We start from the raw sequence: 26048 nt of genomic DNA, 5'->3' as shown, positions 1-26048 counted from the left end.
GCCCCATGAACACGCGAATCTGCGGGTTGTTATTGCTGCTGGTCGCCGGCGCGGCCTCGGCCGAAGGCATGGAGGAGCGCCTGCGCACGCAACTGCGCAGCACCACCCAGCAATTGCAGGCCCTGCAAAGCGAGCAAGCCCAGGCCAGTGCCGCGCGACTGGCCGCCGAAAACCAGGCCAAGCAGGCCCAGGTGCAAATCCAGCAACTGACCGCCGAGCTGAACAAGGCGCGCGGCGTGGCCGAGCAGCTGGCCGGCCAGCAACAGAGCCTGCACAACCAGGCCCAGGCCCAAGTGGCGGCGAGTAACGAGCAGATCGGCAAGTTCAAGAAGGCTTATGACGAACTGCTGGTGCTGGCCAAGGGCAAGGAGGCCGAGCGTGCGCGCTTGCAGGCGCAATTGGCCGAACGTGACACACAAGTGCAGCAATGTTCAGTCAAGAATCAACAGATGTACGGCGTGGCCCGGCAGCTGCTGGCGGCCTACGAAAAAATCGACGTGGCCGAGGTGATGAGCATCCGCCAGCCCTTCGCCAGCAGCGCGCGGGTCAAGTTCGAAGAACTGGCCCAGGGCTTTGGCGACGATTTGTACAAGAGCCGTTTCGATGCGCCCCAGGCGGGCGCCCACCCCTGATCGACAAGGAAGCACCGAACATGAACGCATTGATCAATCACGTCACCGCCCAGAGCCTGACCGAATTGCTGCAAGAGGCCGGCTACCGGGTCAATCAGACCGACCAGAACGGCATCGTGCAATTGCTCAGCGCCAGCCAGGGCATCGGTTTTGCCGTGCGCTTCGGCAACCCGGCGACGGAGCAGGGCGCCTATGTGGATTTCACCTACAGCTGCGCGCTGCGGGTGCAGGGCCAGTTGCCTGAGGGCCTGGCCCAGGTGTGGAACGCTTCGCGCCGTTTCGCCCGGCTGTCGCTGCAAGGCGAGTTTTTGCTGATGGAAATGGACGTGGTGGTGGCGGGTGTCGCGGCCACTCACCTGCGCAGTCAGTTGGAATTGTGGGACCGCCTGTTGCAGGAGTTTATCGTCTACCTGCGCGAATACAGCCAGAACGCCGCGCAGCTGCAGGCGCAAAGCGCCGCTCCGGCGGTGGCTGAAGAGGAGGTGGCAACGCTGTGAAAAAGCCAACCATGATGGTCGGCGCGGGTGCGCTGGCCCTGTTGGTGGTGGCCGTGGGGTTGAGCCTGCGCCCGGGCAGCGACCCGGTCGCCGCACAAGCCCCGGCGCCGGTCGCCAGCCCCAGCGTTGCGGGCCCGGCGGTGGCGCGTCTGGGCAACCAGCAGATCGACCCGCAAGAGCTGAAAAGTGTGCTGGCCAGCCTGCCCGCCGAAACCCGCGAGCAACTGCGCGGCAACCGCGGCGCGCTGGAAACCTGGATTCGCTCGCGCCTGGCGCAGAAGGCCGTGCTCGAACAGGCCGACGCCCAGGGCTGGCGGCAACGCCCGGAGGTCGAGCAACAGACTCGCGCCGCCACTGAGCAGATCGTGTTCCGCGATTACATGCTGTCGGTCAGTCAGGTGCCGGCCGATTACCCCAGCGCCGCCGAATTGCAGCAAGCCTATGACAGCGGCAAGGCGCAATGGGTGACGCCGCCGTTGTACCGCGTCAGTCAGATCTTCCTCAGCGTGAATGACCCGCAAAGCCTTGAGACGGTACGCCGCCAGGCCCAAGAGCTGAGCCGCAAGGTCCAGGCCGCGCCGGCGGATTTCGCCGCCCTGGCCACGCAGTTTTCCCAGGACCCGGACACCGCCGCACGCGGTGGCGATTCGGGCTTGCAACCCTTGCAACAACTGGTGCCTCAGGTGCGCGAGACGGTGGCGCGCCTCAAGGTCGGCGCGGTTTCGGACGCGGTGCAAAGCGCCGCTGGGTTCCATGTGCTCAAACTCACCGCCCAGCAACCGGCGCGCACCGCCACCCTCGACGAGGTGCGTGAACGCTTGACCCAAGCCCTGCGTGCCCAACGCCAGGAGCAGATCGCCAAGGCTTATCTGGAGGGCATGCTCAACACGGCGACCCTGAGCATCGACGGCGCCGAACTCAACAAAGTGCTGGAGTGACACGCGGCAAGCGGCATTGGATGCACCGACCCACAAGACAAGGAGTCTGCCATGGCATTACTGGAACCGTCCGGCCCACAGGGCACCGCCGCCTATCGCGTGCCCACCGAGTCACGGCGCAATTGGCTGGCATTGGCCGATGAGATCGACCCGGAGGTGGCGCGCTATTTCCTCGTGAGCGCCCGTTGCGGCTGTTTTATGCAGGCAGCGCGCAGTTTGAACGTCAAGGCGACCCTGCTGCGCAAACGCCTGGCGCAACTGGAAGAACAGCTGCGCCGTGGGCTGTTCAGCTACCACGGCAACGGCCTGGTGCTCAGCCGCGACGGTCAGCACTTGCAGGCGCAACTGCTCGCCCTGGCCAATGAGCGGCGTTTACCGGTGGTGGAGCAGCCGCTGATTCGCCTGGCGGTGGCCGCGCCGATCCTGCATGACATCCTCGGGCGCGACCTGATCGCCTTGCTGCGACGCAACGCCAGCGTGCGCCTGGAGATCATCGCCCTCGACAGCCATCTATCCCTGCACGCCGTGGAGGCAGACGTGGTGCTGTGGCTGGCTGACAGGGACGAGCGTGCATCCGGCCCGAGTTTTGCCACCCACGCGCCCCAGGCCCTGGCGCGCCTGCGCTACCTGCCGCATATCGCCAAACGTTATTCACGCCTGACCACCCGCCCGGACAGTGTGGAAGACCTGGACGACTACATGCTGGTGCAATGGCAGCCCGATGCCCAGGTCGATGCGCTGCAACCGTGGAACCAACTGGTGCAGCAACGGCTGGCCGCCATGGTGCAGGTGCACGCTTATGCGCTGATGCTGGAGATGATCCGCTGCGGCGCCTGCATCGGTCTGTTGCCGCAGTATATGAGCAGTGTCGACCGCGGCCTGGTGGCCCTGCCGGGGTTACTGGCCGACAGCATGCAGCGCCAGGTCTGGCTGGCGGTGAATGCGCAGGTGCGCCACCCCGAAGCGGTGCAGATGATCGTCGAGCTGATCGTCGGAACATTCGAGGGGCGGCGCGACTGGTTTGACTAGTGCCATCGGGCAGCCGTCGTTGCGTCCTAGCGGCAACTGCGCCAGGCTTGCCGGTCTTGACTGCTGCGTTGGAGCCGCCTGCGATGCGCGCCACCCGTTTGACCCTGATCTGCCATGCCGTCACCCCCCACCAAAAGCAGGGGCGCTTTGCCGATGACGAGTCGGTGCTTATGGATTGGCAAAGCGCGGCGTTATCCCTGGCCGACCAATACGGCCCCAATTCGCAACTGTTGAGTGGGCCGGAGGCGCGTACCCGGCAGACGGCGGGGTTGTTCGGCGCGGCGGTGCAGATCCACCAGGCCCTGGGCGATCTCGACCTGGGGCATTGGAAGGGCCGGGATATTGGCCGGATCGAGCCGGCCCAGTTGAGTACCTGGCACACCGACAGCGCCAGTGCGCCCCACGCTGGCGAGTCGGTCGACCAGCTGTGCGCGCGGGTGGCGCTGTGGCTGAAGTCCCTTGAAGGGCAACCGGGCCATGTGGTGGCCGTCACCCATCCGTTTGTGATTCGTGCCGCGCTGCTATCGGTTATGGCGTTGCCGATGTCGATGTTCTACCGCATCGATGTCGAGCCACTGTCGGCCACCGAGCTGCGCTTCAATGAGGTGTGGCGCCTGCGCCTGGAAACTCACGCCCAAGCCGCGAACATGGCAAAATCCACGCCCCGCACTGAGAGCACCCCATGAAACGCATCCTGATCATCGGCATTGGCGCCGGCAACCCTGACTACATCACGATGCAGGCCGTGAAGGCGCTGAATCGCACCGACGTGTTTTTCCTGATGGACAAAGGCCAGAGCAAAGACAAGTTGATCGACCTGCGCCGCGAGATCTGCGAGACCTACATCACCGAACCCGGCTACCGCTTCGTCGAGGCCGACTGCCCCGAGCGCGTGCGCGGCGATATCGACTACACCACCGCCGTGCAAGACCTCAACCGCGACAAGCAAGCCACCTTCGAGCGCATGATCAACGAGGAAATGGCTGATGGTGAAGTCGGTGCGTTCCTGGCCTGGGGCGACCCGGCGCTGTACGACAGCACCATTCGCATCCTGCAGGCGATCCTGGCCAGTGGTCGATGCGTGTTCGAGTTCGAAGTAATCCCCGGCATCACCAGCGTGCAGGCCCTGGCGGCCCAGCATAAGGTGGCGTTGAACCGCATCGGCAAGTCCGTGGAGATCACCACCGGGCGACGCCTGGCGGCGGGGCAGGCCAGCGATGCCGATACCCTGGTGGTGATGCTCGACGCCGAAGACTCCTACCGCACCGTCGCCGATCAAGACCTGGACATCTACTGGGGCGCCTACCTGGGCACGCCGGATGAAATCCTCATCAGCGGCAAAGTGGCTGACGTGGCCGAAGATATCCAACGGGTGCGCAAGGCCGCGCGCCAAGCCAATGGCTGGATCATGGACACCTATTTGCTGCGCAAACCCTGAGGTAACGCCCGATGTTCAAACTCTTCGCCCTGGCGCTGGCCATGATGGCCGGCGGCGCCCATGCCGACACCGAGCTGCACACTGACTTGCCCCTGGCCTACCTGGAACAGACCCAGAGCGAGGCGCGCAACCAGCCGCTGGTGATTTTCCTGCACGGTTTCGGTAGCGACGAGCGAGATCTGTTCGGCATCAAGGACGCGCTGCCGTCGACCTGGACTTACCTGTCGGCACGCGCCCCAATGCCGGTGGCGCCCAGCGGTTATCGCTGGTTCACCAAGACCCCGGGTGAGGGCGAATACGACGGCGAGACCGCCGACCTGCAGCGCAGTGCCGCGCTGATCCAGGACTTCGTGGGCCAGGCCACCGCCAAATACCACACCCGCAGCGATCGGGTGTTCCTGATTGGGTTCAGCCAGGGCGCGATCATGGCGTATGAAGTGGCGTTGCGTGATCCGCAGCGGGTGCGTGGCATCGCAGCGTTGAGCGGCAGCGTTCTGCCGGTACTCAAGGCTGAGCTAAAGCCCGATCCGCGCTTGAATGAACTGGCGATCTTTATCGGCCACGGCACCTTGGATCAGGCGCTGCCCTACGCATCGGCGACGCGGGCGAACGAGGTGTTGAGGGGGCTGGGCCTTAAACCGACGTTTCATGGGTATCCGGGGATGCCGCATACCATCAGCGAAGCAGAAGTGCAGGACGTGAAGGTGTGGTTGGAAGATAGCCTGAAGTAATGCCTGATCCAACTTTTGGGGCGCACTTCACACCGCCATCGGGGGTAAGCCCCCTCCCACAGTAGATCGAGAATGTGGGAGGGGGCTTGCCCCCGGCGGGTCGATACTCATCTTCTGCACAACTAGCAAGTCGGGTTATTTGCCGCCGGTAATCTGCTTGACCAGTGCCGCATGACCCTTCGCGTCGTCGGCCCGAGAAATCGCTTGGATCACCAGCAGATGGTTGCCCGAACCGCCAAGGAACGTGGAGTTGAGCGTCTTGCCGCCGCCCTGGGTGGCAGTGCTGTCCACCTGGCGCAGGCCGAGGCCCTTGAAAGTGAGTTTTTTCTCGCTCAGTTTCTTGAAGTCGGGCAGGGCGGCGCTCTGGTCCTTGACGAAGCCGGCCACGGCGCCATCGAGGAACTGCGGGTCGTTGTCCTGGATGTCGATAGCGTCGTTGCGTACGGTTTCGGCGACGATCACCACACTTTTCGTGGTCTGGTTGGCGTACATCGTGCCTTGGGTGACACCGCTGCCGTCCTGGGCCTTGTCCGGCGGCAGGGTGTCGGCGGCATAGGCCTTGGGCAGCGTGAAGCTGAACTTACCGCCCAGGGTGGTGATGGTTTGCGTGGTCGGTTTGGCGGCGGCGAATACGCTGCCGGCGGTAAGCGCAAGGGCCAGCAGGACGGCGGTCTTGGTGAAAGTGGCCATGAAGCGCTCCAGGGATAAACGAAATTGCGGCGTATTCTGTCAGAAATTTCGCAAGATCGTTTATCCCTCACCTCACACCTTGTCGGACTCTTCTTCAAGTCGGTCCATTTCAAACAGCCGCGCCAGCTCTGCCCGGGCTTCCTGGGCGGTCTGCATGACTTTGGCGGCGTCGTCGTACACCGCGTGTTGGGCGGCGAGCACTTGCTGGTCGTGGTTCTTGAAGCGCGCGATGCGCGCATCGGCCTGGGCCTGGCTGAGCCCCAGGCCGACCAGGGCGCGGCGGCTCATTTCCAGGCTGGAGTAGAAGGTCTCGCGCACCGGTGAGGCATCCAGGTCCACCAAGCGATGGACGTGCTGGCGGTTACGGGCACGGGCGATGATTTTCATGTGCGGGTAGAGGTTACGTACCAGCTCGGCGGTCTTGATGTTGATCTCCGGGTCGTCCATGGCGATCACGAAGAACTCCGCCTGGTCGACCTTGGCCGCGTGCAGGATCTCGGGGCGCTGCGGATCGCCGTAGAACACCGGCATGCCGCCAAAGCTGCGGGTCAATTCGATGGTTTCCACCGAAGTGTCGAGGGCAATAAAGGAGATGTTCTGCGCGCGCAGGATCCGCGCCACGATCTGGCCCATACGGCCCATGCCGGCAATGACCACGCGCGGTGCGTCGCTTTCGATGGCGCGGTATTCCTCGGGCACTTCCACCGGTTTGACCTTGGGCCTGAACAGCTTTGGGCACACCAGCAACAGCAGCGGCGTGACGGCCATGGACAGGGTGATGGTCAGCACCAGCACGTCGTAGAGGTGCGGCTCGAACAGGCCCTGGTCGCGGCCGATCTTGAACACCACGAATGCGAACTCACCGCCGGCCGCCAGCACCACGCCCAGGCGCAGGGCGCTTTCGCGATTGAGATCGCCCACCAGACGGCCGACCGCGTACAGCAACGGCAACTTCAGACCGATCAGCAGCAGGGTCAGCCCGATCACAATCAACGGTGAGCTGAGCAGCAGACTGAGGTTGGCGCCCATGCCCACGCTGATAAAGAACAGCCCCAGCAGCAGGCCCTTGAACGGTTCGATCTGCGCTTCCAGTTCGTGGCGGTACTCCGAGTCCGCCAGCAGCAGGCCAGCGAGGAAGGCGCCGAGGGCCATGGACACACCCGCCAGTTCCATCAGCCACGCCGTGCCGATCACCACCAGCAGTGCGGTGGCGGTGGACACTTCGCGCAAGCCGGTCTTGGCGACGATACGAAACACAGGGCGCAACAGGTAGCGTCCGCCGACGATTACCACGGCGATGCTGCCGAGGATCTGCAACACATGCTGCAGGCCCTGGGCTTCAGTGGTGGGGTGATCGCTGCCGGCCAGCAGCGGCACCATGGCAATCAGCGGGATCGCGGCGATGTCCTGGAACAGCAGGATCGCGAAGGCCAGACGACCATGGGGCTGGTTCAGCTCCTTGCGTTCGGCCAGGCTTTGCAGGCCAAACGCCGTGGACGACAGCGCCAGGCCAAGGCCCAGCACGATGGCGCTGTTCCATGTCTGGCCAAATAGCCACAGTGCCACCACGCCCATCACCAGACCGGTCAACAGCACTTGGGCCAGGCCGACGCCGAACACCGCCTTGCGCATCACCCATAAGCGCTTGGGCGACAGTTCCAGGCCAATGATAAACAGCAGCAGCACCACCCCCAGTTCCGAAAACTGCGCCACGCTTTGCGGGTTGCCGATCAGACCCAGCACCGACGGGCCGATGATCACCCCGGCGAACAGATAGCCCAGCACCGCGCCCAATTGCAGGCGTTTGGCCAGGGGCACGGTGAGCACAGCCGCGAGCAGAAACACCACGGCTGCTTGTAACAGGTTGCCTTCATGGGGCATTGCGAACTCCAAAATCTTCAAAACCAATCAACAGGCGGGTATTAGAGCGCTTTTTACAGGATGAGAATTGTGTTTTTGCTGCGTAGCAGGTGGCGACCTTCCCGGATGGGCAGGGGAAAATCGATAACTTCGCCAGTTGGGCGTTTTGCCATCGCCTGAGCCTGTCTCGGGCTTATGCATGGAGGCCGAGCATTAGAAACGGCCACGCCGGTCAGGATTCACCTTGCCGTCACTCACAGTTTGTTACTATCGCCGTCCCTCGTTACCCGGAGTCTTTACCCCATGCAGCACCAGTGGGATGACATGCACCGCACCCGCAAGCCCACGTTTCTGCTGTGCGGCGAACCCCAGGGCGAGGTGCTCAATCTCTACGTGCACGGGTATTCGGCATTCTTCAACCGGCAGCAGTTGGGCAATTTCACGCAACAACTGGCCGGCATCGAAGGCTCGACCAACCTGATGCTGTTCTGGCCAGCGGGACATTTTCTGGAGAACCTGTTCGCGCCGTTCAAGGACGTGATCACGGCCATGCTCGGCGGCGGTAGCCTGGGCGCGGCGACAGTGGGGGTAGGCAAGGCCATTGCCTATTTCCTCGATCACTACAAGAGCGTTGAGGCGCGGGTCGATGAAGTGGCCAAGAGTTTGCTGCCTGAATTGGCCAGCTACCTGCAGCAAGCGTCGTTGCCGGTGCAGCGTATCAACCTGATCGGGCATTCCCTGGGCGCGCGGATTCTGGTCAAGAGCCTGCTGGCCAACCCGGACACCGCTCGCGAGTTGCCGCTGGACAACCTGCTGCTGATGGGCGGGGCGATCTGCACGTCGAGCCCGTGGGATGAGGTGTCGGCGCTGCTGAAAGGGCGGGTGATCAACTGCCATTCCAGCAAGGACTGGGCCCTGGCCATCAAGCCGGACACCGAGCGTTGCATCGGCCGCTATCCGATCCCGGTCACCCCTGCGCTTAAAGCCAAGGTCTGCAATGTGCACCTGGCCACCTTCGATCACGCGGCTTATTGGCCGCAATTGCGAACAGTGGTGCAGTACACCGACCTGCTGCACGAGCGGCGCGGCATGATCCGTTCAGACCAGCGCAGCAGCGAAGTGCGCTTTGCGGAGGAGGACGCGGATCTGTATACGGCCCTGGTGCAAGGGCGGCCGGAGGAGTTGAAGTTTCTGGCCGAGCTGCTGGCGCAAAAACGCAGTGCCTCGATCGACGCCACGGTGCGTGACCCGCTCAAGTTGACCATCGCCTTGCAACGCATGGGCGGTGACAGCTTTATGAACCTTGCCCGTGGCCATGGCGTGAGCTACCGGCAAATTGCCGACGATGTGGCGCAGCGCCTGGGCATCACATTCGAGGCGCCACTCGAAACCCTGGCGTTGGCTGACCTTGAGGCCCGGATCGCGGAAAAACTGATCGCGCAGTACAAAGACAAACTCAGCAACGCCGACCGGCTGGTGTTCGATGCGGAACTCAAGGTGGCCGCGCAGAAAGAGCAGGGCGTCTTCAGTCGTTTCGACAAGGGGCGTTCGGCCACCGCAGCATTGAGCGGCACCGCCCTGGCCGGGCTGACCGGTTTTATCCTGCGGCGTGGGGCGGCCACGGCTATTCCGGTGGTGGGTCAGGCGTTGGCCGCCGCGATGCTGCTGGTAACCGGTGTGCGGGCGTTTTCCGGCCCGGCGTATTCGGTCACCACCCTCGCGGTGCTGGTGATCGGCGCGATTCGCCAGCGCATGGAGCGCGAAGCGCTGAATCAGGAGCTGGACCTGGTGGTGCAGGTGGTGGAAGCGTATGACCTGCCTCGGGAGACGGTGATGCGCACGGTCGCGTCCGACTGATAAGCTGCACGCTTGTCGAGTGTGTTTGCCTGGGATACCGCGTGAAATTCAGCCTGCCAAAAATCGCTACCGCCCCTTTTTGCCCGCCGGAAGTGGCCGGCTCCGTTATCGTTGATCCCAAGGCGTCGTTTTTCAAGCGCGCCCTGATGTTCGCCGGCCCTGGGCTATTGATCTCCATCGGGTATATGGACCCAGGCAACTGGGCCACGGCCATCGAGGCGGGTTCGCGTTACGGCTACAGCCTGTTGTTCGTGGTGTTGCTGGCCAGCCTGGCGGGCATGGCGGTGCAGTGCCTGTGCTCGCGGTTGGGCATCGCCACCGGCAAAGACCTTGCGCAACTGTGCCGCGAACGCTACAGCCGACGCTCGGCGCGCACCCAGTGGGTGCTGGCGGAAATCTCCATCATCGCCACCGACCTGGCCGAAGTGCTTGGCTGCGCCCTGGCGTTTCATTTGCTGCTGGGGGTGTCGCTGACCACCGGCATTGTCATTACCGCATTCGATACCTTGTTGGTCCTGGCCCTGCAAAACCGCGGTTTCCGTCGCCTGGAAGCGATCATGCTGGCGTTGGTGGCGACCATTGGCGTGTGTTTCTTTGTCGAGCTGGTGCTGATCAAACCCCATTGGCCCGAGGTATTCAGCGGCTTCGTGCCGTCATTGTCGGCGATCAGCGATGCGGCGCCGCTGTACTTGGCCATCGGCATCCTGGGCGCCACGGTGATGCCCCATAACCTTTATCTGCACAGTTCCGTGGTGCAAACCCGCTTGATCGGCAAGGACCTCGCCAGCAAACAGGACGCGGTGAAGCTGGCGCGCATCGACACCATCGGCTCCCTGGCCCTGGCCCTGCTGGTGAACGGCGCGATCCTGGTGTTGGCCGCCGCCGCGTTTCACCAGACCGGCCACACCGATGTGGTGGAAATCCAGGACGCCTATCACCTGCTCGACCCTCTGGTCGGCGGCGCCTTCGCCAGTATTCTGTTCGGCATCGCCTTGCTGGCGTCCGGACAAAGTTCGACCTTTACCGGCACCATCGCCGGGCAGGTGATCATGGAGGGCTACCTCAACCTGCGCATTCCCTGCTGGCAACGCCGCCTGATCACCCGCGGGCTGGCGCTGATCCCGGCGTTTGTCGGGGTGTGGCTGATGGGCGATGAGGCGATCGGCAAACTGCTGGTGCTCAGCCAGGTGGTGCTTAGCCTGCAATTGCCGTTTGCGCTGTACCCGTTGATTCGCATGACCGGTGACAAACAACTGATGGGGCCCTTTGTGAATCGGCTGCCCACGCGTTTGCTGGCGTGGCTGCTGTTCGCACTGATCAGTGGCGCGAATGCGTGGTTGATTGGGCAGTGGTTGTTCTGAATCCAGGCATCGTCACACCAGGATCACCCATGCTGTGTATTGAGTCAGGCGCAGGTCGGCAGTCAACAGTTTGATCGGCTCATTCATAGCGGTTGCGACGATCAGGCGATCGAACGGGTCCTTGTGGTGATGGTCGAGATTTTTTACCGCGATGGCGTGCTCTGAGGTGATGGGCAGTTCCAGGAAGCCACTTTCCAGGCAGTATTCACGCATTTCTTCCAGGTCCACATCGAGTTTTCCCAGGCCGACCTTGATCGCCATTTCCCAGAATGTCGCAGCGCTGATGTAAATCTCTGTGGCACTTTCGATCAGTTTTCGGGCCTTGTGGGATAACTTCGGGTGGTCGCACAAGGCCCAGAGCAGGATATGAGTGTCCAACAACACTCTCATGGAAGGCTGCCCTCAATCGTAGATAGCAACTCATCTGGCAGTGGATCATCGAAGTCATCGGGGATCTCCAGCTTTCCTTTCATGGCGCCAATCCGCCGACGTTGCGCGTCCTTTGGCCAGCTATAGCCAAAACCCTGTGAACTATCGGAAACGGACCCAGCATTTACCGCAGCGGCCCGCTCAGTGCGTGAGTGTTTTTTATAGGTCAAGCCCATGGCGCCTCTCCTGAAAAGATGTCGCCAAAGTCTGCCGTAACCCGTACTTGCCCTTAAATAGTGGCCCGTGAAATCAGAACGAGCCTACTTTTTTCCATCAGAAAAATCCTCAACAGTCGCACGCCTCGTCATAGGTACCGGTCACCTGTCCCAATACGGCACTGCGCCAAAACACTCCACAAAGTAATCGATCACCGTACGCACCTTCAGCGACAGGCGCCGGCTGCCCGGCCACAACGCGGCGATCTGTTGCGGTTCGAGGGTGGTTGCCACTTCGTAGTCGGTCAGTACCGCCTGCAAGGTCCCGGCACGCAGGCTGTCGCCAATCAACCAGGAGGGGAACACCACCAGCCCCAGGCCCTGTTCGGCGGCGTGGGTGAGGGTGTCGGCGTGGTTGCCGGTGATGGGGCCTTTGACGCTGTACGGCGTCCAGTCGCCCTGGGCGCGGCGAAAGAACCAGCGTTGCTGGCCGGTGACGCCTTTGTAGGCCAGGCACTGGTGCTGGACCAGTTCGTCGGGATGACTGGGCGTGCCGTGCCGGGCCAGATACGCGGGGCTGGCGGCGATGCGAAAGCGCTGCGGCGCGAAAATACGCGCCTGCATGCTGGAGTCGTTGAGCACGCCGATACGAAACAGCAGGTCGGTACCGTCCTGCAAGGGGTCGACGTAGGTGTCGGTTTGCTGGATATCCAGTTGCAGCTTCGGATAGCGCCGGCATAACTCGCCCAGCCATGGCGAGAGGTGGCGCTGGCCGAACACCATCGGCGCGTTGATGCGCACCAGGCCGCTGGGTTCGCGCTCCTGCTCCTGCAGGGCTTGCCCGGCGGCTTCCAATTGCTCCAGCACCAGGCGCGCATGCCGCCCGAGCAGGCGCCCGGCCTCGGTGGGGCTGACCGCGCGGGTGTGGCGATACAGCAACTGTTGCCCGAGGGCCTGCTCCATTAATTGGATCTGCCGCGATATCGAAGAGGGCGCCAGGCCCTCGCGACGCGCCACTTCGGAAAAACTGCCGTGGTCCAGCACCGCGACAAATAGGCGCAACGCCTTGAAACTCAGCTCATTCAAACCCTGCATGGCGGCTCCGTACTGTGCGTTTTGCGCAAAGGTGTTGTCCGCATACTCCCATTTATCGCACAGCGCGGCCACCGGATAATCCCCGCCATCTTTTCAATCTCGAAACGCGGGTGATGTATGCAGGCAAGTTCCATCGAAGACGCGGCCCAGGCCAGGCCGAAAAGAAATTTATTGCGCTTGCTGCTGTTGCCGCTGGTGATCCTGGCCGGCATGGGCTTATCGGTGGAAGCCGGTTTGCTGGGGCCGTTGGGCGAGCAGGTGGGGCATTTGTGGGCGACCTTAAGCATTTTCGGCGTGGGTGCGGCGATTCTGTTTTTGCTGCTGTTGTTCAGTGGCCCGCAAAAAGGCCCGGCGCTCACCGAACTGCCGCGCTGGCAGTTGATCGGCGGCTTCCTCGGGCCGATGTACGTAGTGGTGTTGACCCTGGCCACGCCGCACATCGGCATTGCAATGACGATGATCGCGATCCTCTCGGGGCAGGTGGGCAAGAGCGTGCTGATTGACCATTTCGGCTGGTTCGGCACGGCGCGCAAGCGGGTTAATGGCGAGCGCTGGATCGCGCTGGCGTTGATCGTGGCGGCACTTGTTTTGATTGCACGAGGGTAAGGCGATGAATCTGATTTTTTTACTGATATTGGTGATTGCCGCCGGCGCGGTCCTCAGCGTGCAGGCGGCGATTAATGGCCGCCTGGGGCAGACAGTCGGCGTGCTGCGCAGCAGCCTGTTGACCTTCGCGGTCGGTGCATTGACCACGGCGCTGTTGATTTTCTTCTTTGAGCCGGCCCAGGCCGTCAGCTTGCTGGACGTGCCGAAGTGGCAATTGACCGGGGCGTTGTTCGGCGTGGTGTACATGATGGTCATGGTGGGCGCGGTGCCGGTGGTCGGCACGGCGGTGGCCACCGTGGCGGTGATCGTCGGGCAATTGGGCATGGGCATGCTGATCGACAATTTCGGCTGGCTGGGCAACCCGGCCATCGAACTGTCCGGCAGCCGTCTCGTCGCCATGGCCTGCCTGGCCTTGGCACTGGTGTTCATGTACCGCAGCAATACGCGCACCGACTGATGGTGGGAACGATCCGCGCAGGCTGGCAGTCAGTGCTATGGGTGCCGGCGCTCGCCGCACCGTGACGACCATGAACGAGGAGTCTGACCATGCCAGATCAAACCTGTGCCTGCCCACACTGCAAATGTGTGCTGGGCGTCGATGCGGTAATGAAGGACGGTAAGGGTTATTGCTGCCAGGGCTGTGCCGAGCACCATGCCCATGGTGAACCCTGTGCTTCGGCCACGGGGTGTGAGTGCGCCAAATCGGCGAAAACCTGAAGGCGCCGTAAGTACGGTGATGGTGGCGAGCAGCCTTGCTCGCCACGCAGGCTTTCAGGCGGCGTTACTGAGTCTCCAGCTCCAACCGCAGGCTGTGGTCGGCCAGGCGCTGACGGTCTTTGACCACGGCGCTGGTGCGTCGACCCTCCAGTGCGAACACCACGGTTTGCGCGTCTTGAAGATCTTCAGGTAAAGGCTGGAACACATCGAGCACCAGCCAATCGGGTGTGTGCTGAAGGCTGACCTGACATTCGGCATGTTTGGCCAGCGGACCGAACAGGGTGTCTTGGGTGTAATCAATCCGCGCCTTGCCGTTGACTCTTTGCGGTAAAACCATGGTGTTATCTCCTTGTTCACGCCTGGGCGCGCGCGTCCGAGCGGCGCCATTGCACATTCTGGATGCCGTATTTCTCAGCCTGGGCCGGGCTGGTTTTTTTCACCTGTTCCCGCGCGAAGCGGCCAATACGGCCGACGCCCGCGTCACAACTGGCCCAATGCCAGGCTTCCAGAGTGTCGAGTTTTTCCAAGCGGATAATGAATGACTTGGCTTCGCCATGAAGGGTGTAGTCGATCACAAACAGTTTTGCGTTATTCATGGGGCCATCGTCCCTGGTGGTGTAAGCAAGTGATCCTGGGGCGCGCTAAAAATTCACTCGGACTGTCGAGCGGTGCTGTTTACCATGGCGGCTCATTCACCACCGACTGACTGCCCATGGCCCTGGCCGCGCCCCCCGACCTGACCAATCACGCCGTTCCCGTGCAGCCGCTGGCGCGCACTTACCCGCGCGGCCTGTACATCGAACCGCACCGCCATGACTGGGGTCAATTGCTCTACGCCATGAGCGGCGTGATGTGGGTGGAAACCCCGCGCGAAGCCTTGGTGGTGCCGCCCCAGCGTGCGGTCTGGCTGCCACCGGGGGTGGAACACGGGATTCGCGTGGTGTCGGATTTGCAGATGCGCAACATCTACCTGCGCCCGGTGTTGGCGGCGACACTGGATGCCGAGGTGCAGGTGATTGAGGTCGCAGGGCTGCTGCGCGAGCTGATCGTCACGCTGGTGGAGCAGGGCGACAGCGGCGATGGCGCCTACTACGACGCGGTGGTGGGCCTGGCACTGCTGGAACTGCACCGCGCGCGGCGTTCGTCGATCCGCATCGCCATGCCGGTAGACGCCGACCGCCGCCTGATCAACGCTTGCCAGGCGGTCATGGCGGCGCCGTCCCTGGCGATTGCGTTCGAGCAGCATGCCGAAGCGGCGGGTGCCAGTGTGCGTACCCTGGCGCGGTTGTTCCAGACTCACTTGGGTATGGGCTTCGCCGAGTGGCGACGTCAGGTGCAATTGGCCACGGCGGTGGCTGCGCTGATCCAGGGGCAGTCGGTGAGTGGCATCGCCCGCGCACTGGGCTATTCGCCGAGCAGTTTCAGCGACATGTTCCGCCGCGAGCTGGGAGTGGCGCCGTCGCAGTACTGCAGTTGAAGAGTTGGCCGAAATCCTGAAGCAGTTGGCCGATACCGGCGCGGCGCGCTGCCTAGACTGGCGGCTTCAACTGACACGGCGTAATCCCCATGGACTATCTGATTTCCCTTGCCATCGGCCTGCTGGTGGGCGTGCTCTACGGCGCCCTGGATTTCCGCTCGCCCGCACCGCCGGCCATCGCCCTGGTGGGCCTGCTGGGCATGCTGCTGGGCGAAAAGCTCTGGCCCATGGGCCGGCATCTGGTCAGCGGCTGGTTGTCCTGAAGCCTTTTCTTCTGCTGGAGAGTGAACATGAACGCATTGCAATTTTCCGCCACCGGCGACCTCGCCGCGCTGCGCCTGGTTGACATCCCCACGCCGGTTCCGGCCGCGGGTGACGTGCTGGTGCAGATCAAAGCCGCCGGCCTCAACCCCAGCGACGTCAAAAACGTGCTCGGGCGTTTCCCCTACACCACACTGCCACGCATCCCTGGCCGCGACTTTGCCGGCGTGGTGGTGCAGGGCCCCCAGGCGCTGCTCGGCCAGGAAGTGTGGGGCACGGGTCGGGACCTGGGGTTCTTTGCCGACGGCTCCCACGCCCAGTATCTGACCGTGTCGGCCCAAGGCGTGGCGCGTAAACCGGCGCAGTTGAGCTTTGCTCAGGCCGCCAGCCTCGGCGTGCCGTACACCACCGCGTGGGATGCGTTGGAGCGCAGCGGTGTCGGCAGCGGCACACGGTTGCTGGTGATCGGTGCCAATGGCGCCGTGGGCCGCGCGGCCCTGGCCTTGGGGAAGATTCGTGGGGCCCAGGTACTGGCGGCGGTGCGCCGTGCGGATCAAGTCGAGGCGTTGCAGGCCGAGGGGTACACCGCGATTGCCCTGGGCGAGCCTGATGCGCTGGGCGCCCAGGTGCATGGGGTGTTCGAGGGCGGCGCTGAGGTGATCTTCGACACTACCGGTTTCTGGCTGCCGGCGGCGGTAGCGGGTCTGGCCCCGTTCGGGCGCATCGCGATCATCGCCGCGCCTGCGGACGGTCATGTGCAGCTACCGGCCCTGGCCCTGTATCGCAAGGGCGGCTCGGTGGTGGGCATCAATTCATTGCTCTACAACTGCGAACAATGTGCGGTGATGCTCGCGCAACTCGGGCGCTTCTTCGATGAAGGTACGTTGCCGTTGCCGACGGGCCTGCGCGAGGTGGCGCTGGCCGATGGGGTGGCTTGTTACGACGCGGTGAACCGGGGCAGCGCGGATAAATTCATTCTGCTGCCGTGAGAGGGCCAGGGCGCTTGCCTGCTAGAGCAAGCGCCCCTCGCGCGGGGCCATCCGCTCAGGCGTCTGGCACCCCTTTTTCCCACGCCGACCAGTTGTTCAAAATCGCCTGCACCAGCGGGTTACCGGCGCGGTACAGGTTCTCCAGCGCCGGCACGAAGCCGCCCTGGTCGGCGTACTTGAGCAGGTTATCCACCTCGCTGTAGCCGGGGTAGGGGCGGTCGAAGTCCGAGCCGGCGCGCACTACCGCCAGGCGCTGGATGTCTACCCGGCCCTCGCGGCTGGCGCGCAGCAGGGCTTCGTAGGTGGAGTTGTCTTCCTGCTGGGTGGTGCAGTACTCGCCTTTGTTGTCGGTCAGCAGCTTGGTCCAGACCTCGGCGCGTTCGCTCAGCCGCGTGCCGGAGAACCAGGTGTTGCCGGCCAGGGTGTCACAGCGAGTGACCTGCGGCGGCTGGTTGGCCGGGGCGGCGGGGTAGTGTTTGCGCCAGGCGGCCGACTCTTTGCTTTCACTCAGTTCGACCTTATGGGACAAGGCAAACGCCTTGGCCTGCAACGCCGGGTTTAGCTCGAATACTTCGGTCTTGTAGTCCAGCGGTGGCTTTTCGTTGGGGCCTTTGGTGTTGATACCCAGGTAACCGGTCGGCCAAGCCTTGGGTGCATCCCGTGAATCCAACTCCCATTGAGTGCCGAATTCCACCAGGTAATGGGCCCACGCGGCGGTGCCGAGGGTGCCGTGCTTGGGGCTGATACCGGCGATACCGGCGACCAGGAAGTAGCTCTGGCGCAGGTCGAACTGCGGCGACAACGCCAGGGCCAGGGTGGACGCGGCGGCGTTGGTCTGGCCCATGCCGGTGACCAGCAGGCACACGTCCTGGGTGTTGCAGCGGATCACTGGATATTCGGCCGACAGACCCGGCACGCGCACTTCCTGCTTGAGCGCCAGACGGTCGATCCAGGTTTGCGCCTCGGGGGCGAACATGGTGATCAGCATCACTTTGGGCTTGATCGGCGCCTGTGCCAGCGCCACAGGGGCCAGCAAGGCGAGGCCGATGGCGATTGAGAGGCGGTTGAATACATTCATCGAGTGCTCCTTAGATCAGAATTGGTAGCCCACGCCGGCGTAATAACCCCAGCCGTCGGAACGCGCGCGGAAGTTGCCTTCGCCGAAATTCAACTCGCTGCCGTCCTCCCAGTTGCCGCCGTTGTGAAAGTAGCGGCCGACCAGGGTGAAGCGCAGGTGCGTGAACGAATACAGCAGCACGTTGGTCGCCACCAAGGCGTTGGCGGTGCGCGCCGGGTTGTCCTTGTGCAGGTCCGAGCCGAAATCGTAGTTGGTGAAGCCGATGTAGGTCAGCGAGGCGCCGTTGTCGAACTTGCCGATGGGCACGATGTACTTCATCTGCGCGCGGTAGCCGTCCCACGAATACTCGTTGCTGGCCCCGTAGTTTTCCCACTGGTAGCGCCCGTAGAAGTTGGCCGACAGGTTGACCCGCGAGTGGGTCTCGATGTCGGTGCCCAGCCCGCTGTACAGCGTATTGGCGCGGTTTTCCTTGTTGCTGCCGTGGTCGTAGATCCAGTCGAACGCCACGTACCATTCCTTGAACGGGCCGACGGCCAGGCTGCGGCCGGCCAGGTAGTCGATGGAGATTCGCGGTTCGTGCTCCATGAACACCGGCGAGCCATGGTCCCATACGCCTTTGTCATTGCTGTTACCGATGGTGAGGATCTTGGGCACATCGATATAGCCATACAGCTCGAACGGGCCTTTGCGGCCGAAATACTCGTATTCCAGGTAGATGTCATCGGTGGGCTTGGGGCCGAAGCTGATGTCTTTACTGCCGATCAGCGTGAGGTCCTGGTTGAACCAGTCCGACAGGTACACGCCTTGTTTCGCCGGGCTGGCTTCGGGGGCCAGGGTTTCGCCCTGTGCTGAGTCATCGGTGGGCTTGGACTGCGCCAAAATGGGTGCGCTGAGTAGTCCCGTAACGGCGGCCAGTAGCACAGAAACAGCCAATGGAGCGGGGAGCCGAGAGGTGCGATGCATTGAAAATCCCTGTTCTTGCGCGGTTTGAACCCGATTCTTCGGGCAGATCGGAACTTGTCTGGCAAGTTCTTAGCGCAAACGTTTGCACAGGCTGTACCAACTTTGGTTAGCGCACTGAAATAACTGGGAAATTCGGTTAATAGTCGACCTGTTGATCAACATTGGCTGGGTGTCATTTTTTGCTGCTGTCGAACAGGTGCACGGCGGTGTCGCGCCGATAGTCGCTGGGGGTTTGCTGCATCTCGATGCGAAAGTGCCGGTTGAAATTGGATAGGTTGGCGTAGCCCACTTCAAAGCAGATATCCGCCACCGACATCTCGCTTTGCAGCAGCAAGCGGCAGGCGCGCTGCACGCGAAATTTGCGCATCAGGTCGATAAAACCATGGCCGGTGTTGCGCTTGAAAAAACGCGAGAAGCCCGGCTCGCTCATGTCCAGCTGACGGGCGATCTCCGACAGGCGCACGTCGCCGGTCAGTTCGCGCATGAGGTAGTCGAACGCCTTGTGGATGCGTTCGGCGCTGCGTGCGTCCAGGGTGGGGGCGTAGCAGGGGCTGGCCAGGGTTTGCATCTGATGCGTCGGGGCGTTTTTCAGGGTGTCGAGCAATTGCAGGAACAGGATCAAGCGTTGCAGGCCATGGGCGCGACCGATGTCTTCCATCAGGCACGCGGCCCGCACGGCGGTGTCGCCGCTGAAGGCCAGGCCGCGCCTCGCCTGTTCGAACAAGCGTTGTAAGTCGCCGAGTTCCGGCAGGGTGTTGCGCAAGGCGAGCAGGGCAGCCCCGTCGAATTGCAACACCACGTCGCGGCCGGCCAGGTATTCGCCGGGGGCGAGGTCGCCGATCCAGTCGTGGGGCAGGTCGGGGCCGATCAGCGCAACGTGCCCGGCGCTGAACGCACCAATGTAATCGCCCGCCACCAACTTGCCGCTGCCGTGGCGGATCAGGTGGATTTCAAACTCGGGATGATGGTTCCAGCGCGCCAGTTCATAGGGATAGTCGTGTTCGAACCAGCGAAAGCAATGGTCCGGCTCGGGCAGGATCACTTCGCGCTCTGCCGGGCGATGGTCGAACAGGGTAGCGCGGCTGACGGGCATGGGGATGCCTCTTGTTGGAGGGGAATGCCTAAAAATACGCCGCTGGCCACCCGTGCGCTACCCGCGCCTCGGCCCGCCACTGATACTTTTTTGCCTCTACGCCAAGGGTTAAAAAAGTACCAGAAGGGCATCCGCCACGGGTTTGTGAGGGCGTGACCAAGCTGCTGTAATCGGCGCTCAACAACAAAAACAACAGGTGGAAACCGCCATGCTCCCAACCTGCAAAATCACACTTGCCCATGCGTTGTTCGCGCTCAGCGGCCTGGCCCTGGCACTGCCCAGCCAAGCTGCCGACACCGTGACCATCGCCACCGTCAACAACAGCGACATGATCCGTATGCAGCGCTTGTCCAAGGTGTTCGAGCAGCAGCACCCGGACATCAAACTCAATTGGGTGGTGCTCGAAGAGAACGTCTTGCGCCAGCGCCTTACCACCGACATCGCCACCCAGGGCGGGCAGTTCGACGTGCTGACCATTGGCACTTATGAGACACCGTTATGGGGCGCCAAGCACTGGTTGGAGCCGCTCACTCAACTGCCGCCCGACTACGATGTCGACGATATCTTCCCCTCGGTGCGTCAGGGCCTGTCGGTCAATAACACCCTGTACGCCTTGCCGTTCTACGGTGAAAGCACCGTGACCTACTACCGCACCGACCTGTTCCAGCAAGCCGGGCTGAGCATGCCCGCGCACCCTACCTGGAGCCAGCTCGGCGAATTCGCCGCCAAACTCACCGACAAAGCCCAGGGCCAATACGGGATGTGCCTGCGCGGCAAAGCCGGTTGGGGCGAGAACATCGCGCTGCTGAGTACCATGGCCAACGCCTTCGGTGCGCGCTGGTTCGACGAGCAATGGACACCGCAACTGACCAGCCCCGAGTGGACGGCGGCGGCCAATTTCTACGTTGACACCCTCAAGCAGTACGGGCCGCCGGGCGTGTCCAGCAATGGTTTCAACGAAACCCTGGCGCTGTTCAACAGCGGTAAATGCGCGATCTGGGTCGATGCCAGCGTGGCTGGTTCTTTCACCACCGACAAAAGTCAGAGCAAGGTCGCCGACCGCGTAGGTTTCGCGGCGGCGCCCACCGAAGTCACCGACAAAGGCTCTTCCTGGTTATACGCCTGGTCATTGGCGATTCCGGCCACGTCCAAGCACAAGGATGCGGCCAAGGCCTTTATCACCTGGGCTACGTCCAAGGAGTACATACAATGGGTCGCCGATCAAGACGGCATCACCAACGTACCGCCGGGCACCCGCCAGTCCACCTATAGCGCGGCCTATCTTAAAGCTGCACCGTTTGCCCAAGTGACCCTGGCGATGATGCAACACGCCGACCCCGCCCATCCGTCGCTTAAACCGGTGCCGTACGTGGGCATTCAGTACGTGACCATCCCCGAGTTCCAGGCCATCGGTACGTCGGTCGGCAAGCTGTTCTCGGCCGCGTTGACCGGCGGCATGTCGGTCGACCAAGCCTTGCAGCAGGCGCAAACCAGCACCGAACGCGAGATGAAACGCGCCGGCTATCCCAAATAATGATCAGGACATCACCATGAAACGACTCGACGGTAAGAGCGCGTTGATCACCGGCTCGGCGCGGGGCATTGGCCGCGCGTTTGCCCAGGCCTATATCGCAGAAGGCGCCACGGTCGCCATCGCCGACATCAACCTGCAACAGGCGCGGCAAACCGCTGCCGAACTGGGCCCCCAGGCGTATGCGGTGGCCATGGATGTGACCGAGCAAGCCTCCATCGATGCGGCCATTGGCGCCGTGGTGGCCCACGCCGGCAAGCTGGATATTCTGATCAACAACGCAGCGTTGTTCGACCTGGCGCCCATCGTCGACATCACCCGCGAAAGCTTCGAACGGCTGTTCTCGATCAACGTCGCCGGCACCCTGTTCACCCTGCAGGCGGCTGCGCGACAGATGATCCGCCAGGGCCACGGCGGCAAAATCATCAACATGGCCAGCCAGGCTGGACGGCGCGGCGAACCGCTGGTGGCGGTGTACTGCGCGACGAAGGCGGCGGTGATCAGCCTGACGCAATCGGCGGGGCTGAACCTGATCCAACACGGCATCAACGTCAACGCCATCGCCCCCGGCGTGGTGGACGGCGAGCACTGGGATGGCGTCGACGCGCTGTTCGCCCGGCATGAGGGCCTGGCGCCGGGCGAGAAGAAAAAACGCGTGGGGGCCGAAGTACCGTTCGGGCGCATGGGCACTGCCGAGGATCTGACCGGCATGGCGATCTTCCTGGCGACCAAGGACGCTGATTACGTGGTGGCCCAGACCTACAACGTCGACGGGGGTAACTGGATGAGCTGAGCCAGCCGGGCAGCCAGGCTACTCGGCAAAACTGCGATCAAAAAAGTACACCGCCCCAGGCTTCAGTTGTTGCAGCGTCGCCTGGGGCCTGCCGCCTTCGCCCGGCTTTTTACGGCCAGTCTCGCGCAGGTAGCCCGCCTCGGTCAGCTTCAACAAACGCTGACGAATACTGGTCTTGAGCACCGGTCTGCCCAGTACCACGGAAAAGATCGCCGTCGCTTGCGGCGCGCTGAATTCGTGCCCGAGGAACATCAACGGCAAGCTGCTGTATAGCGACTTGGACAACAACCGCTCCAGCACGGCTGCGACGATCAGGTTGTGATCGAATGGCAGCCGGATCCTGCCGTCCGCCACGGCATTGAGTGAAAACCAGCCCTGACGCTCACCCAGGCTGACCTCACCCGCCACGATTGCCAGGTAATACGTCGACGACGACCAGCAGCGCGGGTCGCGAAACGCATCGCCCACCGTGCCGACCTGTTCGCACCAGGCCAGTTCCAGGCCGACCTTGTCACTGGCGCGCAATCGCTCCACGGCATCTTTGAGGCTCAGATCTTGCACGTCGCCATTGACCACCACCCCCGGAAGCGCCCAGTGCTCGGCGAACGGTTCGGCTTCGCGCTGATTCAGCAGCAGTTTGATCTCTCCCGACTCGCGGCAATAAAACAGCACGCACAGGTCGACGGTGTGGAGGTAGGGGCTGAGTGACATGGGGCATCCTTCTAAACAGCGGTGGGGCACAGTCTAACGGATCGAAAAAATATGTCATGTACTTGCACCGATACTTATTGATAAATGTTTCTTGCAATGAAAGTACATGACGTGTACTTTTGTTTCCAGGCCACAGGAGAACCGCCATGACCCTTTCCAAAACTGCCATTGCTTCATTCGACGTCGATGCCCAGAAGAGCTTTACGCCCCTGTGCCCCAACGAGTTGCCCGTGGCCGGCGGTGATCAGATCGGTGCCGAGCTGAACTACATGGCCAGCCTGGTCGGCCATCGTATCGGCAGCAAAGATGCGCACACCCCTAACGCTCCGTGGGTGGTCCAGCAGCAGAGCGACATGATGCAAGCCACCGGCCTGGAGCACGCCGACCTCACCTGGGTCAGCCACTGCGTGCCGGGCACCGAAGGCTTTACCTTGCTCGACGAACTGCCCACCCCGTATGACTACGATTACTTCGTCTGGAAAGGCGTCGAACCCGACCTGCATCCCTACGGCGCCTGTTACCACGACCTGCACGACAAGCTGTCCACTGGTGTCATCGAATATTTGAAAGCCCACGGCGTGGCCCGTGTGATCGTCGGCGGCCTGGCCCTGGATTTCTGCGTCAAGACCACCGCCTTGCAACTGCTCAAGGCCGGCCTGGAAGTGGTCCTGCACCTGCCGGCGTGCCGTGGGATCAGCGAGGAGGGCGGTGTGCAGGCCGTCAATGAGTTGCTCAAGGCGGGGGCCGTTATCAGCCGCACCCGCGAAGAACTGGCCGCGATGGCCACGCGTTAAGGAGAGACACCATGGAAAGTGCATACGACTACGAATCCCCGGTGATTCAGGGCTTGCTCGACACCGACTACTACACCTTCACCATGATGCAAGCGGTGTTGCACCAGCACCCCAACGTGGATGTCGAATACAACTTCATCGTGCGTTCCAAGGAAAAGCTCGGCCACTTGATCCCCGAACTGCGCGCCGAGCTGGAAAAACTCGCTGGCCTGCAAATGCGCGAAGGCGAGCTGCGCTTTTTGTTCAACCCGCGTTTTCGCGAATACCTTACACCCGACTACGAGCGCTTCCTCGGTCTGTTCCGCTTCAACCTGCGCTATATCCATGTGAGTGAAGTGGACGGCCAGCTCAACATCCGCGTGATCGGCCCGATGCTGCACTGCATCATGTTCGAGCAACCGGTGCTGGCCCTGGTCAGCGAACTGCGCAACCGCGATAAATACCCCGACGTGACTCTGGAAGACGTCACCCGCAAGCTCTATCAGAAATTCGACTGGCTGGAAAAAAACCTCAGCCGCGAGGAACTCGCCGACCTGCGGGTGTCCGATTTTTCCACCCGTCGGCGCCTGTCGTTCAAGGCCCAACGCGAAGTGGTAGACATCATGCGCCGCGATTTCCCCGGCCAGTTTGTCGGCACCAGCAACGCCCACCTGGCCTACGAGTTTGACCTGCCGCTGATCGGCACCATGGCCCACCAATGGCTGATGGTGCACCAGCAACTGGGGCGCCTGCGCGAAAGTCAGAACGCCGCGCTGGAAAATTGGGTACGTGAATATCGCGGCCGCCTCGGCATTGCCTTGACCGACTGCATCAGCACCGATTTTTTCCTCAAGGATTTCGACCTGTACTTCGCCAAGCTCTACGACGGCCTGCGCCAGGACTCCGGTGATCCCATCGTGTGGGCCGATAAAGTGCTGGCCAGATACAAGGAACTTGGCATCGACCCCATGACCAAAGACCTTATGTTTTCCGATGGGCTGAACTTCGAAAAATGCCTGCCGATCCTGCGCCACATTCGCGGCAAGGCCCGCTTCGGTTTCGGCATGGGCACCAGCCTGGCCTGCGATGTGGACGGCGTGGAGCCGCTGAGCATTGTGATGAAACTGGTGCGGGTCCACGGCGAACCGGTGGTGAAGTTTTCCGATGACCCGGTGAAAAACGTCTGCGAAGACGCCTCGTTTTTGCAGTACGCCGCGCAAGTCTTCAACGTTGGCAAAGTGGAGGTGTGACATGCAAACCCAGGACCGCATCGCTCAGGAACTGAACATCAACCGCGCGCTGGTCAAGGGCGGTGAGCCCCAGGAAATCCAACGTCGCATCGATTTCATCACACACACATTGCGCCAGTCCGGCTGCACAGCGCTGGTGCTGGGCATCAGCGGTGGCGTCGACTCGCTGGTGGCAGGCCGCTTGTGTCAGCTGGCCGCCGAACAATTGCGTGACGATGGTTATCCCGCGCGGTTTATCGCCATGCGCCTGCCTTACAAGAGCCAGGCCGATGAGCACGATGCTCAGGCCTCCATGGACTTCATCAAGCCGGACCAGATCGACACCCTGAATATCGCCGCCAGTGTCGACGGCTTGATGGCCAGCCTGGCGGCCAGCGAAGCCAGCGCTGCGCAGGTGGATTTCATCAAAGGCAACGTCAAGGCCCGTGCCCGCATGATCGCGCAGTACGCCGTGGCCAACCTGCACAACGGCCTGGTGGTGGGTACTGACCATGCCGCCGAAGCGCTGATGGGCTTCTTCACCAAGTTCGGCGACGGCGCTTGTGACCTGGCGCCGCTGTCCGGCCTGACCAAGACCCAGGTACGCCTGCTCGGCACCGCACTGGGCGCCCCGGCCAACCTGGTCAAAAAAGCCCCCACCGCCGACCTCGAAGAACTGGCGCCGGGAAAACTGGACGAAGTCGCTTACGGCTGCACCTATGACGATATCGATGCCTACCTGATGGGCGAACCCGTCAGTGAGCAGGTACGCACGATAGTGGAAAGCGCCTACCGCAAGACCGCACACAAACGCGCGCTGCCCATCGTCCCCCTCTAACCTCGTACCCTGTCCGGGACGAGTGGGCTTGCTTATGGTGAACAGGCTCGCAAGTGGTGAGCGAGCCCCCTCCCACAGTTAGATTCCTCTGAGCGAGCACCCGGCAACTCGGTGCATTTGGCCCCAATAGCCATAGATCGCTACACAAGTTTTAAGGCTGAAATAACTCTGTGGTGAGCGGGCTTGCCCCGCGCTGGGCCGCGAAGCGGCCCCATTCCAGGCGATGTGGTTTAGCTGACACACCGAGGTGCCTGGGTTTGGGGCTGCTTCGCAGCCC

General features: G+C 62.5%; 31 protein-coding genes. 20 read left to right on the top strand and 11 right to left on the bottom strand.

Translation table 11 applies throughout. The features are described from left to right. Positions 1–5: 5 nt before the first annotated feature. The 7 genes from ACFZPT_RS24760 to ACFZPT_RS24730 all read left to right on the top strand — a co-directional run bounded on the left by ACFZPT_RS24760 (position 6) and on the right by ACFZPT_RS24730 (position 5265). Positions 6–632: a hypothetical protein gene (locus ACFZPT_RS24760; RefSeq protein ID WP_047882895.1), complete on the top strand. Its 627-nt coding sequence runs from the start codon at positions 6–8 to the stop codon at positions 630–632. Between the two features lie 20 nt (positions 633–652). Next, positions 653–1129 carry a YbjN domain-containing protein gene (locus tag ACFZPT_RS24755; RefSeq protein WP_034138689.1) on the top strand — a complete coding sequence of 159 codons (477 nt, stop codon included), beginning with the start codon at positions 653–655 and terminating at the stop codon, positions 1127–1129. Then, positions 1126–2067, top strand: coding sequence for a peptidylprolyl isomerase (locus ACFZPT_RS24750; protein ID WP_099312336.1), 942 nt, complete (start codon positions 1126–1128; stop codon positions 2065–2067). The genes ACFZPT_RS24755 and ACFZPT_RS24750 overlap by 4 nt, the downstream gene beginning before the upstream one ends. Before the next feature lie 51 nt (positions 2068–2118). Next, entirely contained in the window at positions 2119–3096 is a 978-nt protein-coding gene (locus ACFZPT_RS24745; protein WP_034096930.1) for a LysR family transcriptional regulator, read from the top strand. Positions 3097–3179: 83 nt separating this feature from the next. Further along, positions 3180–3782 carry a histidine phosphatase family protein gene (locus ACFZPT_RS24740; RefSeq protein ID WP_052198984.1) on the top strand — a complete coding sequence of 201 codons (603 nt, stop codon included), beginning with the start codon at positions 3180–3182 and terminating at the stop codon, positions 3780–3782. Then, positions 3779–4534 (top strand): precorrin-6A synthase (deacetylating), encoded by a 756-nt coding sequence (cobF, locus tag ACFZPT_RS24735; RefSeq protein ID WP_034096931.1) that lies wholly within the window; start codon positions 3779–3781, stop codon positions 4532–4534. The genes ACFZPT_RS24740 and cobF overlap by 4 nt, the downstream gene beginning before the upstream one ends. Before the next feature lie 11 nt (positions 4535–4545). After that, on the top strand, positions 4546–5265 hold the full coding sequence (locus tag ACFZPT_RS24730; protein WP_099312334.1) for an alpha/beta hydrolase: 720 nt from the start codon (positions 4546–4548) through the stop codon (positions 5263–5265). A gap of 135 nt (positions 5266–5400) precedes the next feature. Here ACFZPT_RS24730 and ACFZPT_RS24725 read toward each other — a convergent pair whose 3' ends face one another. Beyond that, positions 5401–5955, bottom strand: coding sequence for a hypothetical protein (locus ACFZPT_RS24725; RefSeq protein ID WP_034096933.1), 555 nt, complete (start codon positions 5953–5955; stop codon positions 5401–5403). 72 nt (positions 5956–6027) lie between these two features. Then, positions 6028–7836, bottom strand: coding sequence for a monovalent cation:proton antiporter-2 (CPA2) family protein (locus ACFZPT_RS24720; RefSeq protein ID WP_034096934.1), 1809 nt, complete (start codon positions 7834–7836; stop codon positions 6028–6030). 282 nt (positions 7837–8118) lie between these two features. Between ACFZPT_RS24720 and ACFZPT_RS24715 the strand changes: the two genes are divergently transcribed. Beyond that, positions 8119–9672 (top strand): DUF726 domain-containing protein, encoded by a 1554-nt coding sequence (locus ACFZPT_RS24715; RefSeq protein ID WP_034096935.1) that lies wholly within the window; start codon positions 8119–8121, stop codon positions 9670–9672. A gap of 41 nt (positions 9673–9713) precedes the next feature. Next, complete coding sequence (locus ACFZPT_RS24710) at positions 9714–11033, top strand: Nramp family divalent metal transporter (protein ID WP_034096936.1); 1320 nt, start codon at positions 9714–9716, stop codon at positions 11031–11033. A gap of 12 nt (positions 11034–11045) precedes the next feature. On the opposite strand, the gene ACFZPT_RS24705 is transcribed toward ACFZPT_RS24710, so the two are convergent. From ACFZPT_RS24705 to ACFZPT_RS24695, 3 genes are all read right to left on the bottom strand, one after another. Beyond that, positions 11046–11423 (bottom strand): type II toxin-antitoxin system VapC family toxin, encoded by a 378-nt coding sequence (locus ACFZPT_RS24705; RefSeq protein ID WP_034138684.1) that lies wholly within the window; start codon positions 11421–11423, stop codon positions 11046–11048. Next, on the bottom strand, positions 11420–11638 hold the full coding sequence (locus tag ACFZPT_RS24700) for a hypothetical protein (RefSeq protein ID WP_034096938.1): 219 nt from the start codon (positions 11636–11638) through the stop codon (positions 11420–11422). Before ACFZPT_RS24700 ends, ACFZPT_RS24705 begins: the two co-directional genes overlap by 4 nt. A gap of 141 nt (positions 11639–11779) precedes the next feature. Beyond that, the gene (locus ACFZPT_RS24695) at positions 11780–12712 is read right to left on the bottom strand and encodes a LysR family transcriptional regulator (RefSeq protein ID WP_047882911.1); all 933 of its coding nucleotides are present in this window, start codon (positions 12710–12712) and stop codon (positions 11780–11782) included. Between the two features lie 117 nt (positions 12713–12829). Here ACFZPT_RS24695 and ACFZPT_RS24690 point away from each other — a divergent pair, with 117 nt between their 5' ends. The 3 genes from ACFZPT_RS24690 (at position 12830) to ACFZPT_RS24680 (ending at position 14035) form a co-directional block, all read left to right on the top strand. Beyond that, positions 12830–13318, top strand: a complete 489-nt coding sequence (locus ACFZPT_RS24690; RefSeq protein ID WP_034113053.1) for a DMT family transporter — start codon at positions 12830–12832, stop codon at positions 13316–13318. A gap of 4 nt (positions 13319–13322) precedes the next feature. Continuing rightward, the gene (locus ACFZPT_RS24685) at positions 13323–13775 is read left to right on the top strand and encodes a DMT family transporter (protein ID WP_034096940.1); all 453 of its coding nucleotides are present in this window, start codon (positions 13323–13325) and stop codon (positions 13773–13775) included. An 89-nt stretch (positions 13776–13864) separates the two neighbouring features. Further along, positions 13865–14035, top strand: a complete 171-nt coding sequence (locus ACFZPT_RS24680; protein WP_080758716.1) for a metallothionein — start codon at positions 13865–13867, stop codon at positions 14033–14035. 64 nt (positions 14036–14099) lie between these two features. Here the strand turns inward: ACFZPT_RS24680 and ACFZPT_RS24675 are convergent, their stop codons facing one another. Both ACFZPT_RS24675 and ACFZPT_RS24670 read right to left on the bottom strand, forming a co-directional pair. Next, positions 14100–14372, bottom strand: a complete 273-nt coding sequence (locus tag ACFZPT_RS24675) for a hypothetical protein (protein WP_034113054.1) — start codon at positions 14370–14372, stop codon at positions 14100–14102. Between the two features lie 16 nt (positions 14373–14388). Beyond that, entirely contained in the window at positions 14389–14631 is a 243-nt protein-coding gene (locus ACFZPT_RS24670) for a DUF6555 family protein (protein ID WP_034096942.1), read from the bottom strand. Positions 14632–14747: 116 nt separating this feature from the next. On the opposite strand from ACFZPT_RS24670, the gene ACFZPT_RS24665 reads away from it, so the two are divergent. From ACFZPT_RS24665 to ACFZPT_RS24655, 3 genes are all read left to right on the top strand, one after another. After that, on the top strand, positions 14748–15512 hold the full coding sequence (locus ACFZPT_RS24665) for a helix-turn-helix transcriptional regulator (protein WP_099312332.1): 765 nt from the start codon (positions 14748–14750) through the stop codon (positions 15510–15512). Between the two features lie 89 nt (positions 15513–15601). Continuing rightward, positions 15602–15775 (top strand): DUF1427 family protein, encoded by a 174-nt coding sequence (locus ACFZPT_RS24660; RefSeq protein WP_080758717.1) that lies wholly within the window; start codon positions 15602–15604, stop codon positions 15773–15775. 27 nt (positions 15776–15802) lie between these two features. Next, the gene (locus ACFZPT_RS24655; RefSeq protein ID WP_099312329.1) at positions 15803–16762 is read left to right on the top strand and encodes a zinc-binding alcohol dehydrogenase family protein; all 960 of its coding nucleotides are present in this window, start codon (positions 15803–15805) and stop codon (positions 16760–16762) included. Between the two features lie 55 nt (positions 16763–16817). Here the strand turns inward: ACFZPT_RS24655 and ACFZPT_RS24650 are convergent, their stop codons facing one another. The 3 genes from ACFZPT_RS24650 to ACFZPT_RS24640 all read right to left on the bottom strand — a co-directional run bounded on the left by ACFZPT_RS24650 (position 16818) and on the right by ACFZPT_RS24640 (position 19896). Further along, positions 16818–17840: a purine nucleoside permease gene (locus ACFZPT_RS24650; RefSeq protein ID WP_034113061.1), complete on the bottom strand. Its 1023-nt coding sequence runs from the start codon at positions 17838–17840 to the stop codon at positions 16818–16820. Positions 17841–17855: 15 nt separating this feature from the next. Then, entirely contained in the window at positions 17856–18803 is a 948-nt protein-coding gene (locus ACFZPT_RS24645) for a nucleoside-specific channel-forming protein Tsx (protein ID WP_099312327.1), read from the bottom strand. Positions 18804–18975: 172 nt separating this feature from the next. Then, the gene (locus ACFZPT_RS24640; RefSeq protein ID WP_099312325.1) at positions 18976–19896 is read right to left on the bottom strand and encodes an AraC family transcriptional regulator; all 921 of its coding nucleotides are present in this window, start codon (positions 19894–19896) and stop codon (positions 18976–18978) included. Positions 19897–20104: 208 nt separating this feature from the next. Here ACFZPT_RS24640 and ACFZPT_RS24635 point away from each other — a divergent pair, with 208 nt between their 5' ends. Together ACFZPT_RS24635 and ACFZPT_RS24630 are read left to right on the top strand one after the other, a co-directional pair. Continuing rightward, on the top strand, positions 20105–21430 hold the full coding sequence (locus ACFZPT_RS24635) for a sugar ABC transporter substrate-binding protein (protein ID WP_099312322.1): 1326 nt from the start codon (positions 20105–20107) through the stop codon (positions 21428–21430). A 16-nt stretch (positions 21431–21446) separates the two neighbouring features. Continuing rightward, positions 21447–22220: an L-iditol 2-dehydrogenase gene (locus ACFZPT_RS24630; protein WP_099312320.1), complete on the top strand. Its 774-nt coding sequence runs from the start codon at positions 21447–21449 to the stop codon at positions 22218–22220. An 18-nt stretch (positions 22221–22238) separates the two neighbouring features. Here ACFZPT_RS24630 and ACFZPT_RS24625 read toward each other — a convergent pair whose 3' ends face one another. Continuing rightward, on the bottom strand, positions 22239–22931 hold the full coding sequence (locus tag ACFZPT_RS24625) for an NUDIX hydrolase (protein ID WP_034096950.1): 693 nt from the start codon (positions 22929–22931) through the stop codon (positions 22239–22241). A gap of 146 nt (positions 22932–23077) precedes the next feature. On the opposite strand from ACFZPT_RS24625, the gene ACFZPT_RS24620 reads away from it, so the two are divergent. The 3 genes from ACFZPT_RS24620 to nadE are packed head-to-tail and all read left to right on the top strand — an operon-like array spanning position 23078 to position 25771. Beyond that, positions 23078–23725 carry a nicotinamidase gene (locus ACFZPT_RS24620; protein WP_034096951.1) on the top strand — a complete coding sequence of 216 codons (648 nt, stop codon included), beginning with the start codon at positions 23078–23080 and terminating at the stop codon, positions 23723–23725. An 11-nt stretch (positions 23726–23736) separates the two neighbouring features. Further along, positions 23737–24954 (top strand): nicotinate phosphoribosyltransferase, encoded by a 1218-nt coding sequence (gene pncB / locus ACFZPT_RS24615; protein WP_099312318.1) that lies wholly within the window; start codon positions 23737–23739, stop codon positions 24952–24954. Between the two features lies 1 nt (position 24955). Further along, a complete protein-coding gene (nadE, locus tag ACFZPT_RS24610) occupies positions 24956–25771 on the top strand; it encodes an ammonia-dependent NAD(+) synthetase (RefSeq protein WP_379555663.1) in 816 nt (271 codons plus the stop codon). Positions 25772–26048: the final 277 nt, after the last annotated feature.

The organism is Pseudomonas sp. MD330_10, from assembly GCF_042610415.1.
Taxonomy (GTDB): domain Bacteria; phylum Pseudomonadota; class Gammaproteobacteria; order Pseudomonadales; family Pseudomonadaceae; genus Aquipseudomonas; species Aquipseudomonas rhodesiae.
This window is presented reverse-complemented; position numbering and strand designations above follow the sequence as displayed.

What these genes read in the sequence shown, in the direction of transcription:
- ACFZPT_RS24695 (WP_047882911.1), bottom strand. Translation starts at nt 12,712, where the DNA reads ATGCAGGGTTTGAATGAGCTGAGTTTCAAGGCGTTGCGCCTATTTGTC.
- ACFZPT_RS24705 (WP_034138684.1), bottom strand. Translation starts at nt 11,423, where the DNA reads ATGAGAGTGTTGTTGGACACTCATATCCTGCTCTGGGCCTTGTGCGAC.
- ACFZPT_RS24690 (WP_034113053.1), top strand. Translation starts at nt 12,830, where the DNA reads ATGCAGGCAAGTTCCATCGAAGACGCGGCCCAGGCCAGGCCGAAAAGA.
- ACFZPT_RS24645 (WP_099312327.1), bottom strand. Translation starts at nt 18,803, where the DNA reads ATGCATCGCACCTCTCGGCTCCCCGCTCCATTGGCTGTTTCTGTGCTA.
- ACFZPT_RS24625 (WP_034096950.1), bottom strand. Translation starts at nt 22,931, where the DNA reads ATGTCACTCAGCCCCTACCTCCACACCGTCGACCTGTGCGTGCTGTTT.
- ACFZPT_RS24720 (WP_034096934.1), bottom strand. Translation starts at nt 7,836, where the DNA reads ATGCCCCATGAAGGCAACCTGTTACAAGCAGCCGTGGTGTTTCTGCTC.
- pncB (WP_099312318.1), top strand. Translation starts at nt 23,737, where the DNA reads ATGGAAAGTGCATACGACTACGAATCCCCGGTGATTCAGGGCTTGCTC.
- ACFZPT_RS24755 (WP_034138689.1), top strand. Translation starts at nt 653, where the DNA reads ATGAACGCATTGATCAATCACGTCACCGCCCAGAGCCTGACCGAATTG.
- ACFZPT_RS24760 (WP_047882895.1), top strand. Translation starts at nt 6, where the DNA reads ATGAACACGCGAATCTGCGGGTTGTTATTGCTGCTGGTCGCCGGCGCG.
- ACFZPT_RS24660 (WP_080758717.1), top strand. Translation starts at nt 15,602, where the DNA reads ATGGACTATCTGATTTCCCTTGCCATCGGCCTGCTGGTGGGCGTGCTC.
- ACFZPT_RS24675 (WP_034113054.1), bottom strand. Translation starts at nt 14,372, where the DNA reads ATGGTTTTACCGCAAAGAGTCAACGGCAAGGCGCGGATTGATTACACC.
- ACFZPT_RS24715 (WP_034096935.1), top strand. Translation starts at nt 8,119, where the DNA reads ATGCAGCACCAGTGGGATGACATGCACCGCACCCGCAAGCCCACGTTT.
- ACFZPT_RS24730 (WP_099312334.1), top strand. Translation starts at nt 4,546, where the DNA reads ATGTTCAAACTCTTCGCCCTGGCGCTGGCCATGATGGCCGGCGGCGCC.
- ACFZPT_RS24630 (WP_099312320.1), top strand. Translation starts at nt 21,447, where the DNA reads ATGAAACGACTCGACGGTAAGAGCGCGTTGATCACCGGCTCGGCGCGG.
- ACFZPT_RS24745 (WP_034096930.1), top strand. Translation starts at nt 2,119, where the DNA reads ATGGCATTACTGGAACCGTCCGGCCCACAGGGCACCGCCGCCTATCGC.
- ACFZPT_RS24680 (WP_080758716.1), top strand. Translation starts at nt 13,865, where the DNA reads ATGCCAGATCAAACCTGTGCCTGCCCACACTGCAAATGTGTGCTGGGC.
- ACFZPT_RS24655 (WP_099312329.1), top strand. Translation starts at nt 15,803, where the DNA reads ATGAACGCATTGCAATTTTCCGCCACCGGCGACCTCGCCGCGCTGCGC.
- ACFZPT_RS24725 (WP_034096933.1), bottom strand. Translation starts at nt 5,955, where the DNA reads ATGGCCACTTTCACCAAGACCGCCGTCCTGCTGGCCCTTGCGCTTACC.
- cobF (WP_034096931.1), top strand. Translation starts at nt 3,779, where the DNA reads ATGAAACGCATCCTGATCATCGGCATTGGCGCCGGCAACCCTGACTAC.
- ACFZPT_RS24740 (WP_052198984.1), top strand. Translation starts at nt 3,180, where the DNA reads ATGCGCGCCACCCGTTTGACCCTGATCTGCCATGCCGTCACCCCCCAC.
- ACFZPT_RS24665 (WP_099312332.1), top strand. Translation starts at nt 14,748, where the DNA reads ATGGCCCTGGCCGCGCCCCCCGACCTGACCAATCACGCCGTTCCCGTG.
- ACFZPT_RS24640 (WP_099312325.1), bottom strand. Translation starts at nt 19,896, where the DNA reads ATGCCCGTCAGCCGCGCTACCCTGTTCGACCATCGCCCGGCAGAGCGC.
- ACFZPT_RS24685 (WP_034096940.1), top strand. Translation starts at nt 13,323, where the DNA reads ATGAATCTGATTTTTTTACTGATATTGGTGATTGCCGCCGGCGCGGTC.
- ACFZPT_RS24620 (WP_034096951.1), top strand. Translation starts at nt 23,078, where the DNA reads ATGACCCTTTCCAAAACTGCCATTGCTTCATTCGACGTCGATGCCCAG.
- ACFZPT_RS24650 (WP_034113061.1), bottom strand. Translation starts at nt 17,840, where the DNA reads ATGAATGTATTCAACCGCCTCTCAATCGCCATCGGCCTCGCCTTGCTG.
- ACFZPT_RS24700 (WP_034096938.1), bottom strand. Translation starts at nt 11,638, where the DNA reads ATGGGCTTGACCTATAAAAAACACTCACGCACTGAGCGGGCCGCTGCG.
- ACFZPT_RS24670 (WP_034096942.1), bottom strand. Translation starts at nt 14,631, where the DNA reads ATGAATAACGCAAAACTGTTTGTGATCGACTACACCCTTCATGGCGAA.
- nadE (WP_379555663.1), top strand. Translation starts at nt 24,956, where the DNA reads ATGCAAACCCAGGACCGCATCGCTCAGGAACTGAACATCAACCGCGCG.
- ACFZPT_RS24635 (WP_099312322.1), top strand. Translation starts at nt 20,105, where the DNA reads ATGCTCCCAACCTGCAAAATCACACTTGCCCATGCGTTGTTCGCGCTC.